15 protein-coding genes are annotated in these 13909 nt (G+C 34.4%); 13 read left to right on the top strand and 2 right to left on the bottom strand.

Features of this window, described 5'->3' with window-relative positions; translation table 11 throughout:
- Positions 1-219 precede the first annotated feature (219 nt).
- Complete coding sequence (locus tag PCH01S_RS06020) at positions 220-2577, bottom strand: RNA dependent RNA polymerase (protein ID WP_241688868.1); 2358 nt, start codon at positions 2575-2577, stop codon at positions 220-222.
- Between the two features lie 202 nt (positions 2578-2779).
- The gene (locus PCH01S_RS06015; RefSeq protein ID WP_129112484.1) at positions 2780-2962 is read right to left on the bottom strand and encodes a hypothetical protein; all 183 of its coding nucleotides are present in this window, start codon (positions 2960-2962) and stop codon (positions 2780-2782) included.
- 161 nt (positions 2963-3123) lie between these two features.
- Between PCH01S_RS06015 and PCH01S_RS06010 the strand changes: the two genes are divergently transcribed.
- The 13 genes from PCH01S_RS06010 to PCH01S_RS05955 all read left to right on the top strand — a co-directional run bounded on the left by PCH01S_RS06010 (position 3124) and on the right by PCH01S_RS05955 (position 13907).
- The gene (locus tag PCH01S_RS06010; RefSeq protein ID WP_042227687.1) at positions 3124-4167 is read left to right on the top strand and encodes a tyrosine-type recombinase/integrase; all 1044 of its coding nucleotides are present in this window, start codon (positions 3124-3126) and stop codon (positions 4165-4167) included.
- A 15-nt stretch (positions 4168-4182) separates the two neighbouring features.
- Positions 4183-4929: a hypothetical protein gene (locus tag PCH01S_RS30290; protein WP_129112485.1), complete on the top strand. Its 747-nt coding sequence runs from the start codon at positions 4183-4185 to the stop codon at positions 4927-4929.
- Positions 4930-6154: 1225 nt separating this feature from the next.
- Entirely contained in the window at positions 6155-6517 is a 363-nt protein-coding gene (locus tag PCH01S_RS06000; RefSeq protein ID WP_042227684.1) for a hypothetical protein, read from the top strand.
- A gap of 153 nt (positions 6518-6670) precedes the next feature.
- Positions 6671-6967, top strand: a complete 297-nt coding sequence (locus PCH01S_RS05995) for a DUF4258 domain-containing protein (protein ID WP_042227683.1) — start codon at positions 6671-6673, stop codon at positions 6965-6967.
- Positions 6968-7009: 42 nt separating this feature from the next.
- A complete protein-coding gene (locus PCH01S_RS05990) occupies positions 7010-7447 on the top strand; it encodes a helix-turn-helix domain-containing protein (RefSeq protein ID WP_042227682.1) in 438 nt (145 codons plus the stop codon).
- 249 nt (positions 7448-7696) lie between these two features.
- Positions 7697-8122 carry a hypothetical protein gene (locus PCH01S_RS05985; RefSeq protein WP_042227680.1) on the top strand — a complete coding sequence of 142 codons (426 nt, stop codon included), beginning with the start codon at positions 7697-7699 and terminating at the stop codon, positions 8120-8122.
- A gap of 53 nt (positions 8123-8175) precedes the next feature.
- Entirely contained in the window at positions 8176-8565 is a 390-nt protein-coding gene (locus PCH01S_RS05980) for a hypothetical protein (protein ID WP_042227679.1), read from the top strand.
- Between the two features lie 81 nt (positions 8566-8646).
- Positions 8647-9093 (top strand): hypothetical protein, encoded by a 447-nt coding sequence (locus PCH01S_RS05975; protein WP_042227677.1) that lies wholly within the window; start codon positions 8647-8649, stop codon positions 9091-9093.
- Between the two features lie 53 nt (positions 9094-9146).
- Positions 9147-10322 (top strand): DUF3560 domain-containing protein, encoded by a 1176-nt coding sequence (locus tag PCH01S_RS05970; protein WP_042227674.1) that lies wholly within the window; start codon positions 9147-9149, stop codon positions 10320-10322.
- 63 nt (positions 10323-10385) lie between these two features.
- Positions 10386-10592, top strand: a complete 207-nt coding sequence (locus PCH01S_RS05965) for a hypothetical protein (protein ID WP_042227673.1) — start codon at positions 10386-10388, stop codon at positions 10590-10592.
- 11 nt (positions 10593-10603) lie between these two features.
- The gene (locus PCH01S_RS31260) at positions 10604-10738 is read left to right on the top strand and encodes a hypothetical protein (protein WP_255246829.1); all 135 of its coding nucleotides are present in this window, start codon (positions 10604-10606) and stop codon (positions 10736-10738) included.
- A 92-nt stretch (positions 10739-10830) separates the two neighbouring features.
- Positions 10831-13452, top strand: a complete 2622-nt coding sequence (locus tag PCH01S_RS29215) for a methyltransferase (protein WP_053228659.1) — start codon at positions 10831-10833, stop codon at positions 13450-13452.
- A gap of 161 nt (positions 13453-13613) precedes the next feature.
- A complete protein-coding gene (locus PCH01S_RS05955) occupies positions 13614-13907 on the top strand; it encodes a hypothetical protein (protein WP_042227672.1) in 294 nt (97 codons plus the stop codon).
- Positions 13908-13909: the final 2 nt, after the last annotated feature.

Here is a 13909-nt window from a genome sequence, read left to right as displayed (position 1 = left end):
TATATCGGTTAAAGCAATTGTTTAAATGAATTAGGAAGGAGTGAACATCACTCAAGTTTTCTGCGCTGGTTGTTGATATACATCTCCCTTTAATACGATTAAGCGATTTGACTAAAAAGGCTTTAAATAAGCCAATATAGGTATGTAATTTTTAATTTTATGCTACTATAATCAACAGAAAGCCAAGCGTAGCAAGGGTTACAGCATCTTTCTAAAATTCTAGCAGGTTTTTCTATATTTACTTTTATGCTTGTGCCAACTTTCTCTTTTTATCCTTTTTTGTTCCTCTTTCCAGCAGCGTTCACAATATTTTCTTCGGTTACTTGTTTCTAAAATCCTATCCCCACATACATTACACAAAATATAGCCGCCTTTTAAAGGGTGAGTCACGTTTCTTTTGATGTTTTCAACAATGACATCTCCAAAACTGCTCCAAAGTGTTGTTTTATAGCTACTTTTTTTATACACATACAAATACTCAACTAATACGTCCACAATATAATTAATATTTGTATTATAATCGAGTAGAATATCTCTGATTTCCTTATACCGATAAGATTTGCTGTATAGGTCTTCTTCATCAACAAGAGAAAAGAATCTTCGTTTCAAATCAAGCTCTTTAAATTTCTCAATTAAATTATTTTCTTTCGATACATCTATGTATTTGTTTGTGTCGCTTAAAAGCGTTTTGTAAGTAAATTGTCCTAAGTTTGCAGCTCGAAAATTCAGTCGTGGATTAGGAATCAATTTTTGCAATCTATTCACTACACTAGCGTTGGCATTTTCTACACTATCCTTAGATTTATCTTTTGCATAAATAAAGAAGTTAGGATTTTTAGCCTTAGTGTAGCCTTTAATTAGTTTTGCCATACTGTCAGGTCTTGTTGGTTTATATAATGTTTTAGCATAATCAATCACAAAGTTATTTTCACAACAGAGTAGCTTAATTACGTCCAGATTAGGATTTTCACTGTTCCAAATCTTAGTGATATTGTTGCTATAGAGCCCGATGTTGCCGCCGGTGTAAGCGGCAGCTAAGCCATTATAAACTTCGGCATCGGTTATCATTTGAGCCTCAGCTTTGGACATATTGTAATACAAAGGAACAATTTCTTTCATATTTCTCTTGGCTACATCAATAATAACGCTGTCCGCACAGACAAGACTCTTGTCGCCATCCACATCGAACTGAAGAAGTTTACTTATAGGATCATGACAACTAGTATAGACTCCTTTAGTAACAAACCATCGACTTTTTTCTTTATCGACAATATTCTGACGCACTGCGTGCTCTCGATATAAATGAGGACTCCTAAGACAATCGAGAGTTGAATATTCTTTAAACAAACTACAGTAAACTTGGCCATTATCAAGTAGTCCCGCGGGTGTTAAGTCATTTAGAAATAGATACTCGCAGAACGCATAAAGATCTGGAGATACAAATGTGTAGTAACCTTCTACGTCAATTTTTCCTGATTTGGCTTCTTTGACGATGCTTTTCTTGACCTGTTTTAGAACTTCTCTGCTATATGTATCGTTAAGTAATTCGGGATATAACTCCAGCGCTTGTTGGAAATAATCCTTGTTATTGCTCTCTTTTACCCCAAGAATACTTAGCATGGTATCGCGATCTCTGCCGATATTGTTTATCTTCTCAATCGTCTTTGCACTTACAGACATTAATTCGTTATCTGAAAAGTCGGTAAGCGTCTGTAACATTTGATAATTAAGTTTAGCTTTTCTAAAAACGTCATCTTCTTCGTTGCACTTACTTGCGTGACAACCATGAAGTTTGTAGAACGCTCTGTATTCATCCCACGAAGAATAGTATTTCCACATCTTGAATTGACTCTTTGTAAAGATGACCTCAATTCGGTCTTTTATAATATCGTACTCCTTGCCGTAAATGTCTTTTACTTTTGAGCTTTTACTTTTTTCTCTAATGAATTTATCAAAAGGGAAAGGGACAAGTAGCCCCTTAACCCAGGGAAGCCGAACCATCATGCTTTTTTTATTTTTTCTCGGCAGAACCATTCCGCAACCATCGGTATGATTAATTGGTATATCCATCTGTTGCCGCGTAATCTCATAACTCTTGTCATCGACAAAATCCACAACGCTTCGCACATTGGTTTCCATATCATCAACTACAATTGCTCGATCAATATTGAAGTCCTTCCAAGGATCTGAAGCACTAAAGCATAGCGCAAGATAGGCAAGGTATTTATTTATGTTTACTCCACCGAGACTATTTATTTTTTCAACTGTTAAACCGCATGTCAATGTATCACGGTGTTTTTGTAATAAACTCTCCTTGATAAATACTGTCTTTTTAGTGCGTATCTGACCAGCTGATGCTGTTAAATATACATACTTTTCATTTTTAAATATAAATCCTTGTGTTATGAGATTTTCAAGCACTTTAAGATAATAAGTGCGCACAATTATTAGATCGGCACAGATACAATTTATCTGAGCATTTATTGTCCGGGTAAGAGTGGATTCAAAAGCGGTGACAAGTTTACTTGAAATAAGATGGTCCTCGCGTAATTTGCGAGCATTAGTGTTTTTGCTCAATTTCTCTTCGAGGAGAAGTTTATATTTCTTAATTCTGATACCGATTTTACTTAGTACTCTCTTTGCTTGATCTTTTTTTGCAGTATTGAGAGCGATTTTTATACTCTTTTTTAGAATATAATATTTATTTAGTTTTTTATGTATTTTGTATTCGAATTCGTCATAAAAAGCGCTTGTATCTACACTATATAGATAAATTTGTTTATCTAGACTGATTGTTTTTACCTCCTTGCCTTTTAAGTGCCAACAAATAATCGTCTGAAGTATCGTTTATATATTCATCGTACATCTCTTTTTCTAAACCACGGTATTCAAACTCGTCATTTTCAACCCCATCATAATAATTATCTTGCCAACTAGCAAAAGAAGCTCCAATCATACGCACTAAATTGCATACCTCCATTATCATTTTATAATTTGCTCTTAGCAAACTATTTAAAATAAAGGTAGCATATAAAACAAAAGAATGCAATAAATATTTATATTGTTGACGTACCTTACTATATAATGATAAATTGTTAGTAAATAAAAGGGGAGATGATTAGGTTGAACAAAGCAACAAACAATATTGTGAGTCTGCATCATGATTCAGTATATGAAGATATTCAAGCTTTTTTATCAAAGCATGAGATTCAAAGCGCCAGCACAGCACAAAATTACGAAAGAGGTATCAGAAAATTTTTCATGTATATGAAAAATAAAAATATTGAAGATTTAAAGCGTGAGGATCTGCAGTTTAGGAATGTTGATATGATTCGTTACCAGAAGTATCTTATTGATCAATACAACAAAAAAACTACTGTTAATGCTTACATAGCCGCAGTATTGAGTCTCTTCGAACATCTTGAAAGAAACGAGTATCCCATTAAGAGCAACATACTGAGGTTAGATTTTTTGCCAGCAGATAGCCAAAGTTACGGAAAGCTAACTTTGGATGAAGCTCGATTGTTTGCTGAACTTGCTTTAAGCCAGGATAAAGGTCTTGAGAAATCCGTATTAATCAGACTGGCATATACAACTTCGATAAGGGAGGGCGCATTACTGTCATTAAAAGAGGATAATATTCGCCAGTCTGAGTGTGGTGAATATTACATTGTTGAGGTAATTGACAAAGGAGGAGTAAAAGATAAAAAACCTATTCGTCCGGACTTATATAAAGCTTTAATGGATCTTAGACAGCAACACTATTGCAAGAGATACACAGATAACAAATTTTTTCATATTACCCCTAAGACTATTTCTGCTATGATGAAAAAAATTAGGAATCAACTCGGAATACCGGAGCATAGAAATATCGTTTTTCACAGTTTGAAAACCGTGGCGATTAATTGGGAACTTGAGACCACAGGTGATATCCATAGAGCTAAAAGACAAGGGAATCACAAAAACGTTAATACAACAATGATCTATGCGAACAATGAAATAGGAATGGAGAATATGGCCGGTATCCAAATGGAAAATGACATCAAAGAAGATATATTTGAGGAACTGTCTCGCGAAGAACTTATCTCCTTACTAAAGGGAATCAAGAATGGCCTAGGGTATCAAGTTAGGTCGGCAGCTCGTAATATGATTGCTAACAGGGCCTAGAGGTAAACTCAAATTATGGCAATGAGAAGAAGAGAACTCGTATATATCCATAACGAGATATTTGATGACTTAAAAAATTTTGACGGAATCAACACTGGCAACATTGCAACTGTTTATTGTTATTATTGTCTTTTGTGTTATCTATATCGCTACTGTAAGTATCCAATACCTGCTGAAAAAATTAAACAAATGCTTGGGTATTCATCAAGCTACACTAATATTAATAAAATTATAAAAAGAAATGGACTTACAGATCGGATTGGCTTAACTCATTCAACAAGGGATTTTCCTTTGCAATATAAGTATGAGACTGGAGAATTAAGTTTTACTACATATTTTAGTTTAGATGCAGAAACCAGAAGATTAGTCGATATGTCCAAAAATTATTTTATAAAACAGCCATTAAAAGCATTTTACAGAACAGAGGAGAGTAAGCAGATTGGGATCAAAGATGGTACATATTTCGTAATTGACAACACTCATGTATTCGACTTCGTGTGTTTTCAAACAATACTCCAAGACGAGATAGGACTAAATGGATTTTACATTTATCAATACATTAGTCATAAGTGCGATTTATTTTTAAACGGTTTTGATATAGGCATTACCCAGTTAGAAAAAAGTATTAGTATTCCTAAAAGGACGATTTTCAGATACTTAGAGTTACTTCAAAGCAAGGGTTATATTACTATCAATCAAAGCAATAGAAGGGGAGAAGCAACAAAAGCAAACGTTTATTCAATTTCTGGGAGAAAAAGTTAAATGTTTAAAAACATAGATTTTGGCATACACCTATAATAGAGTAATATGTATTATATAATATAAGTAATAGATATATTAATTATTCTATTATAGGTGTATGCCATTTTCTATGTTTTTAACTGACTAAAGTGTAAACATGAAAATACCACAGATTAATCAATGAATTATTGATGCAACTGTGTTAAACGAATGAAACCATTAATTAAGTATTAGACCTGGGAAATCTATTAATAATTGTGTTGAATTTTGACTTAGAAATGAAATTATAAGCACAAGTCGTTTACGGTTCGTATTTTGAATAAATTATGATTTGATTATCTGTCGATAGATATATATCGAGCGTTGATTAAAACTGGGCAAATTAGATATCTGGAATCGTTGTAGGTATAAGGATTATTGTGCATAAAATTGTCAAAGTAAATAGTTTAGTAACGAATCATATCGTAAACCCTTATTGTACAAGGGTTTTTTGTGTTGAATTGGTGAATTTGGTGAGAAAATTAGGCTAATAAGGGTATCGTTAAATGATGGATATTACGATGGTTACGGCAATATTACGATAGGCCTACGATAGGGATTACGATAGAATTTTAGGTGAAATTTAAGATGAGGAAGAAAATGAGGATGAGAAAATTTATAAGTTGAGTCTAGGAGTAGAAGTGCTGCGGACTCTTTTTTGAAATTGAACCGGCTCTTTGATGTAAAATACCCCCCCTTATTTACTATATAATATATGTTGTATGGTAAAGTGAAGTGTTGAGAAGTATAGAGTATTATATTTGTTTACTTGTGTAATAATTCTGTTTAAAATTGTAATGAATGAGCAAAAAGAGAGCGCTGATTTATATCTAATTGGCTATCTACTTTGTGCTATCATCGCCTAGTAACAATTGTAACATGTCAAAAGTCTTTTACATTTTTGATTGCTTTATGATTACATTTTACTACTACTTTAAGACTACATAAGTTTACATTAGCTTGCTTTTTGTGATCACTAATATATGATTACACTTTATATTTCCATCTATATTAATCGCAACTCTATCTAATCTAATCCACCCAACATTTATCCTTATGTATCTCCATTACTTATATCCTTTCACACAACTAATCTTAACATATATACCTTTCTACCTAAACTACCTAAAATTTGCTAGACCAATATAGGTCCAACGGTATATAAATGTATTTGCATAAATTAACCAATATGAGGGAGTAACTTACTATGATTAAACGTCTATCTAAGACAATTATAACTGTCTTACTATGTTTATCGGTTTTAACTTTGTCTGCCTGTGGTATGAACAGCGAGTTTGTTAAAGATACTAAAGCGGTAATGGAGAGTATAGCTTACGATGTCATGCACAATGTAACTGATACAGAAAGTACACAAAAGAAGGTTGACGCCTATCATGCTAAATGGAAAGAAAAAGTTAAAGAAGGTGATGAGACTAACCTATTAAACATTGTCGGTGAACTTATGGGATATGAAATATTGTATGCTTTAAAGACTGATGGGGCTGATAGAATGGTTGTATTTACTGATTATCGTAGAAAGGAAAATGAAGCAAAAAAGCTTATGGAGTAATATAAAACTACTTACTGTCCGTTCTAATAAACCAGACGGGCAGTTTTTCTTGATTGAAAATTAATATAATTAAACTATGTAATATACAATTATTTTATTGACTTTGTCAAAAGTAAAGTGTATACTTGACTTATAGATAGGAGTTGATACATAATGGTTTCAGCGGTACTTACTAAAATTCAATCGCTTGCAACTCAGGGTAATTACTTTATGACTAAGCATGCAAGGATACAAATGATTCAACGGGGTTTAACAGATGCTGATGTTCGAGATATCCTGACGAATCCTAATCAGATCCTAAGAACCGATACAAACAATCCTGACGGTGTGACATCTTATAAGATTAAAGGAGGACAGCACGACCATAGGTTAGCTATCAAGTTTGTACATAATCCGGATGAATTAATCGTTATTATAACTGTTATGGATAACCAGGTTAGGGCGAACTAATGAAGCTTTCGCCCTTTAAAAGGAAAATGGGGGAGTGGAATCATGGAATTAAAAGTGTGTGTCGAATGCGGATCTAAGCAATTGTCACCTATAATGGATACCATTGAGCAAACCGTGGAGGGGAAAACTTTAGTTATTGAAAACATTCCTGCTGTTCAATGCGATAGCTGCAAAGAAATTTATCATTCATCTAAGGCATCGCAATATATTGATAAACAAATTGAAGTGTTTAAGGCCGAAGGGTTTGAGAACAAACTAAGGGAAGTAACAAAAGAGAAGGGGTTAACTCAGGAGCAACTGGGACAATTACTTGGAGGTTTAACCAAACAGCGTGTGAGTCAAATTTTTAAAGATAACAACCTTGACGTTAAAACAATGTATAAATTATCAAAGGTTATTGATGAACCTATAGAGAATCTGTTTACATTTAATCGAGTAGTGGAAAAGGATAATCGATTCTACATTGTACATAAAGATTGAAGCCCAAAAATTTGGGCTTTACAATTACAGAATAAAAGAATATAATAATTGATTTAAATAGTTGAATGTGGCATAATTAAGTTAAGAAGAAGAGATAAAACAAAAACTATTATGAGGTGGAAAACAATGAGTAAAACAGCGTTGGCAATCCTTGCGAGTAAATGGCAGCTAAAAAAGGAACAACAAAAATTAACCATTGTTGGAAGTCTTATAATAAAGTAAAAGAAAATAATATAAGGAGGATTTAGAATGTCTAATGCCTTCGTTATTGCAAAGTTTTCTAACAGTAAGGGTAAAACGGAAATATATTATGGAGCTACTGATCCAATTGTAAGTAAACTCGATTCAGTTTTTGCAACGTACGAATTCTTTCCAGATGAAAAAGCTATAATTAACCGGCTTTCTGAAATTTCTAGTCATTGGGGAAATAGAGGTTTTATCTATACTAACATCAATAATAACAAAGAAAAAAACATGTATTGGATTCTCTCCATATTCAAAAAGAATACACGAGAATATTACTATGGTGAGCGGAGTCATGTAATTGATAAAGCTACTAGCGTCAAAGGTAAAAACAGACTAATCGGCAAAGCTTATAATACTAAAGAATTAATGTTATGGCAGCTTGAATATCATAAGAAAAATTCTCCTAAATCAAAATACATAGCAGTATAAATAAAAGAATGTATGCAAGTATTTTTTCAGATGGGATAATGGAGGTAGTGAAAATGTTTAATTTTGCAGTTACCGAAAAAGTATTTGAATCAAAAACTCAATTTAAAAAAGCGATTCAAGCAGTAAAGAATAAGGTGTTAAATACGGAAGACGTAATCTTATTAATAAATGCAAATATATATAATCTCTATAATTCTCTTGTGTCACATTTCTTTGGTGGAGGACCAGTAAATCAAGAAAACATCTACAAACAAAACTTAGTAATTGAATACATAGAGGAATATGAGCCCAGAAATAAACATTTATTTTATATTCTCATTGAAAATGGACTAATTGGTGTATGCGGTAGAGGATTTACATTTGAATCGGATAGAATTAACCAGCCACAATCGGAATATGAAAGAATGATCGAAATCATATTTAATAAAGGTTTTGTATTTTAATGAACGATAAAAGTTTGATTTTATTTGATTTAATGTAATGAGAAAGTTGCAAAGCCTAAAAACAATAATGGGGTGCTCAATGTGAATGGAATAAATAAGGTGGCTCGAATTAACATATACAACCGAACAGAAGAGGAGTATAAGACGCTCCAGCAATTGATTGATTTAGATATAAAAGAAAATAATATTAAATCGTATAGGCGTGACAGCGGTTTTGTAGCTCCTTATTGGGGGAATTATTGTATGGTTGGTCTGCCATATGAAAAAGCACTTGAGTATGCCGAAAAGTATGATTTGACAGTGGATCTCATTCAAACAATTATGCAAAGAGAAGTTATCCAGTCTTTAAATCAAGGAGATAAGGTCCGTTACACGGTTGATACAATATTTGGTGAGATGAGCGGCAAAGGAACTGTTCATTTTGCAGATGACAACTCGGTTACTATTAGGATATACAAGAGTAAAACAAAAGCTCACATAATTAAAGTTGGCGATTTTGCAACGATTAAAAAGGGATGGAAAGAGTAACAAAAAACGTTTTAATCAGGCAATGAAATTTCGATTTTATAGGAGGAATAAATATGTCAAACCAATACATTTTAAATCGTGAAACACAGAAAATTGAATTGCGTTTTACAAAAGACGAATACAAATCAATGCCAGAAGTGCAGAAAAAAGAATTGAGGCGGTTTTTTACATGGTCAAGCTATGCAGGAGCTTGGGTGTCGAAATCAACGAATAATCATTATTCGGCCCTTCGGGTTGCTGAACAGTTGGGCTTTACAAACGGAGGACAGGAAGGCGAGCGTTTGTCATATGCTGAACAGCTAGAACGGAAAGCGGAGAAAGCAGAACGTAGGGCGGAACGCTATGAAGAATACGCAGATAATGCAGCCAATAGAGCGAAAGGATTGCAACAGGAGTTTGATGAATTGCGCAAAGACTGGTCATGGCTGACGCAACCGAATATAAACAGCAGCGCAGGTAGAGCTTTCACAAATCAAAGAAACAGGGTTTTAAACCGTTACCATAAAGGATTCGATGAGTATCGAAAAAGCGAATATTTCAAGGAACGAGCAGAAACTGCGCATGCAACAGCAGACCAAACAAAACTCAATAGTAAGCCTTATTTGAATAACAGGATAGAGGAGTGCCAAAAGGAAATTCGTAGCCTTGAAAGGTATATTGTCAAGGCAGAAGAAAGAAATGATGAAGAATGGCTGCAAAAATTGCTAGATCGGATGGAATACGAAGTCGATAAACTTGCTTATTTACAAAACCGCATGGATGAAATTGGAGGCTTTGAATATAGCAAAGATACTGTAAAGGTAGGTTATTTGATAAAAGTAAGAGGACTCTGGGCAACTGTTTTAAAGGTAAATCCTAAGAAGGTTAGCGGCGATTACATTGACCAGCATTTAAAAGGGTGCTACTGCTACTATCCATATGCCGAAATCGAAGAAATGAAAATTCCCGAAGGATGGACAGATAAGAAAGAAACTGAACCCAATCCGTTTAATGTTGGTGAGATTTTAGTTTTAAAATGGAGTACAAGCGATAATATACGAGCAGCTTTCCAAATCGTTAAGACTACGGATAAAAGTGTCTTAACTCAAGAAATCAAGATTGAGGATCTAAAACCAATCGCAGACGAATTTATCAGCGAGAAACAACAAAGGCGTTTAGTTAAAAAGACCCGCGACGGCATAAGCGCTGTTAGCCATGGTAACTGTTATTTGTATAGATACACCCGCTAATTAGAATACTGTGCTTGTATTTAATCAGGCAATGAAATTTTAATTTCATAGGAGGATAAAACGATGAATCAAGAATTAAATATACCTATTAGGTTCGATGGGCGAGTTGCATTAAATAATAAGAATAGAAAATGGGAAATAAAAGCTTTAAGATTTTATCCTCTAACTGGCTCTTTGTGCGAGGCTGGTGGATGGGTAATAAATGTATTGAATAGTAGAAAAAATGCTAAAGAATGGGCAGAAGAAAACGGTTATACAGTTATACGATAAGGAGCGATTAGATGAAAACAAAAGAAGATGAAATTATTAAACAGTTTGAACAATTAATAAAAGAAGAGACAGACAAAAAAACAAAGGAATTATTAAAAATGACTTTAGCTTCATACGTTGCAGCCGATTCTTTTAATACCAAATAAAATGTTACTATTATCCCTTGCATTGATCATATAACAGCAACTAAATCTTGAATTTAAAAATAAAATAATACATAGCAAGGAGATGTAATATTATGTGGTATGGAGATAAGAGAGAAGCTAAAGTATTAATTATGCGGGAACTCGTTAAACGTGGCTGGAAGACTTATGGGTATAAAGAAGATTGCAGCGACTCAATGACTGATTATTTTGACCCAGCTTCTTGGGATGGTCTCGCTGAAAAAAATGGTTATGTTCTCGTTATCGATCATTCTAATACATACTATTCGGGATATGAAAAGAAGCAAGTACTTTATAGCAGTGTTAAAACCAATCAGGATATTAATCGTAAATTAGAAAAATTACACAAACTTGCGGCCGCTAACTCTGGTGCTACCGAAGGGGAGCGCGCGGCGGCTCTAGCAGGTATCGAACGTCTGAGATGCAGGGATACGGAACCGCAATTTACAGTTGTTGAAACTTACCCTTCATTCACTTATGAAAATCCAGGTAATTGTTCTTGGCATATTGAAAAGGACGGTCAAATTATAGGCAAGGGAACCGGCGTATTCGCTTGCAATGATTATGATTATAAAGATAAAACAAAAACGGCTGAACAACAGAAACAAGAAAGAGTAATTGCTATTGTGAACCGTTTCGAAAAGGTTCTGCGCAATTCCGATACACTTGAATCAGAAATTATACTTGTTCCTAGAACGATCGTTAAATTTGTAGAAGTTGAAAAAACCTTTATAACAGCAGAAGATTTTAAAACTGGAACTACGTTCATTATGAAGTGCGACTACACTAACGGCAATTGGAAGGGTACTAAGTGGCAATGTGTGTATGTTTATGATGACAAGAAAAGCGGATCTTTTTCCAAACTTGGCAAGAATGGCAAGCCTTCTAAGGCTAAAGGAAAAACAATGTTTGTGTCTACGGACAAAATAAACGATCTCCTTCAGAAAGGACACATTTCTATCGTTGAATTGCAAGAAGCAACAGAATATGAAGAGAAAATTGTATTTAAGAAGACGTCGCGTAAACAACCTAAAGCAAATATGGACGCACCAGCATTGTCCGGAGACACCGAAGAGGCGTCAACAGAGAAGAAGCAAACTTACACGAAAAATGAAACTGTAACTGATGAAAAACAGGCAACTAAGCGTCAATTGTGGGCTCTCCATTGTGCTACAAAACTCAATACGACAAACCTTGTCATTACTAAAGACAAAGCATCACAACTTATTACCAAATCGAAGAATGGTCACGATATCACAGCAGAGTTAAAAGCGCTATTAGGCTTTGCAGAGGCTCAAGAATCACCTATAACAGCCGGCGCTCATGATACCAGCATTACCATAGAAGATGCTGCAGATTGGATTATGGACTATTCCACATCTATTATGTCGGATCAGTATGGCAATATTAAGCGTCCAGAAACTGAGGAAGAGAAAACAGAATATAAAGCAAAGATATCGGACTATGTAAAAGAAAGAGGCTTCTTCGTATCCGAGATCTTGATTGGACTATTCCGTTCCTATGGGCAAGGCTCTTCCCTCATTGTGGAGGCTCTGGAATCGCTAAAAGTAATGAATATCAGCAGCTCAAAGATGAAACAGCAAAATGGAGAGAAAACCGATAAAAACCCAATTTCATCCAATCAGGAACAAAATATTGGCAAGATTGAGAAGCAAATTGAATCGGCACAAAAGAAACTTAATGCAATAAGCAGAAACTATCTTACTAACACATGGAAGCGTCAAAATGAGGAGGAAAATAGAGAAAATAAGCGGGAAAGGCTACGACTTGAAATTGCTTTGCTTCAATATCTAAAAGATAAAGCAATCCATAACAGCATGACACAATTAGAACAAGCTCTTTTAGTTGGTACGTTTAGAGATGACATTCATAATCGATTTATCTCAAGAACAAAGTTTAAACGGGAGACTAAATATCCTGAAATTGATTATAGTTTACCTCTTGATGGCATGTGGAATCTTCAAGTTCCCAAAAAACAAAAGATGCTTAATAGAGCGAATATATGCAATACATATCAATACAACAGTGCATTAGATGAATATGAAACAATCATCGCGGAAATTGAGAAGCCGGTAAACCCAATAATAAAGAAAATCAAGAAACTTGAAGCTGAGGTTAAATTCAAGAAAATAGACGGCTACTATCCTACACCTAAAACCATTGTTGAACACATGCTGAGCTATGCAGATATTAAAGACGGAGAGACAGTCCTCGAACCGTCTGCGGGTAATGGGAACATTCTAGACAGTATAACAGCACATTGTCAGCAAAACGGCATAGCTGCGGATCTAGAGGGGATAGAGTGGAACAGTTCACTTCGTGAGATTTTAGAACTTAAACAATACAATATTGTTGGATATGATTTCCTTGAACATGTTAGATATAACCATTTCGACAAAATCATTATGAATCCTCCATTCGAACGCAACAAAGACATAGCCCATGTGCAGCATGCCTATAAGTGCCTAAAGAATGGTGGACGTATTGTTGCTATCATGTCTCCTCATTTCACCTTTGCGAACGATTTTAAAAGTGTAGAATTCCGCGAATGGTTAAATGAGCGTGGATACTACGATATGTTACCCGAAGGATCTTTTAAAGAATCGGGAACCTCAGTTAATACTGTCCTAGTTATTATTGATAAGATGGAGGATGACGCGGCAGAAGCTATATAACAGCGGCGTCGATCAAAAGGATCAAGGAATACATAATCAAAGTTTAATGGAACAAATGTTACCCTACCTATGATTGTTTTGGTTAAATCAGTATAATAAGAATATATAATGCAAATGGGCGATATAAGGGTTATTTTATGAGGAAAGAGAGGAAAAGAGAAATGCTTGAAATTGATTATAAGCCAAAGTTTTATAAACGCAAATTAAAGGGATTAATTCAGGAATCGCGAGGCTCCAAGTTTCAATTTGAAGATACTTTAGATGGTGGGGCATCTTATATTCTGGTTGATCAGTCCGTTGAGGGAATCAATAATAGAATACTAGATGTAATAAATGGAACACGTGATAAAGCATATTTAAGTCATGGAATGAGAAATATTGACCTTGAAAAACTATCAAATGTAAAGTGGCAAATCTGGGACGAATTCGATATTTATGAATTTGAAATGAAATGACT

This window comes from Paenibacillus chitinolyticus NBRC 15660 (genome assembly GCF_000739915.1).
Classification (GTDB): Bacteria; Bacillota; Bacilli; order Paenibacillales; family NBRC-103111; genus Paenibacillus_F; species Paenibacillus_F chitinolyticus.
Note: the sequence above shows the minus strand (reverse complement) of the source record. Positions and strands in the feature narration are given on the sequence as shown.

Coding starts and splice junctions, on each gene's coding strand:
- PCH01S_RS06000 (WP_042227684.1), top strand. CDS start 6,155: ATGATTAAACGTCTATCTAAGACAATTATAACTGTCTTACTATGTTTA.
- PCH01S_RS31260 (WP_255246829.1), top strand. CDS start 10,604: ATGAAAACAAAAGAAGATGAAATTATTAAACAGTTTGAACAATTAATA.
- PCH01S_RS05985 (WP_042227680.1), top strand. CDS start 7,697: ATGTCTAATGCCTTCGTTATTGCAAAGTTTTCTAACAGTAAGGGTAAA.
- PCH01S_RS05970 (WP_042227674.1), top strand. CDS start 9,147: ATGTCAAACCAATACATTTTAAATCGTGAAACACAGAAAATTGAATTG.
- PCH01S_RS29215 (WP_053228659.1), top strand. CDS start 10,831: ATGTGGTATGGAGATAAGAGAGAAGCTAAAGTATTAATTATGCGGGAA.
- PCH01S_RS05980 (WP_042227679.1), top strand. CDS start 8,176: ATGTTTAATTTTGCAGTTACCGAAAAAGTATTTGAATCAAAAACTCAA.
- PCH01S_RS05965 (WP_042227673.1), top strand. CDS start 10,386: ATGAATCAAGAATTAAATATACCTATTAGGTTCGATGGGCGAGTTGCA.
- PCH01S_RS05995 (WP_042227683.1), top strand. CDS start 6,671: ATGGTTTCAGCGGTACTTACTAAAATTCAATCGCTTGCAACTCAGGGT.
- PCH01S_RS05955 (WP_042227672.1), top strand. CDS start 13,614: ATGCTTGAAATTGATTATAAGCCAAAGTTTTATAAACGCAAATTAAAG.
- PCH01S_RS05990 (WP_042227682.1), top strand. CDS start 7,010: ATGGAATTAAAAGTGTGTGTCGAATGCGGATCTAAGCAATTGTCACCT.
- PCH01S_RS30290 (WP_129112485.1), top strand. CDS start 4,183: ATGGCAATGAGAAGAAGAGAACTCGTATATATCCATAACGAGATATTT.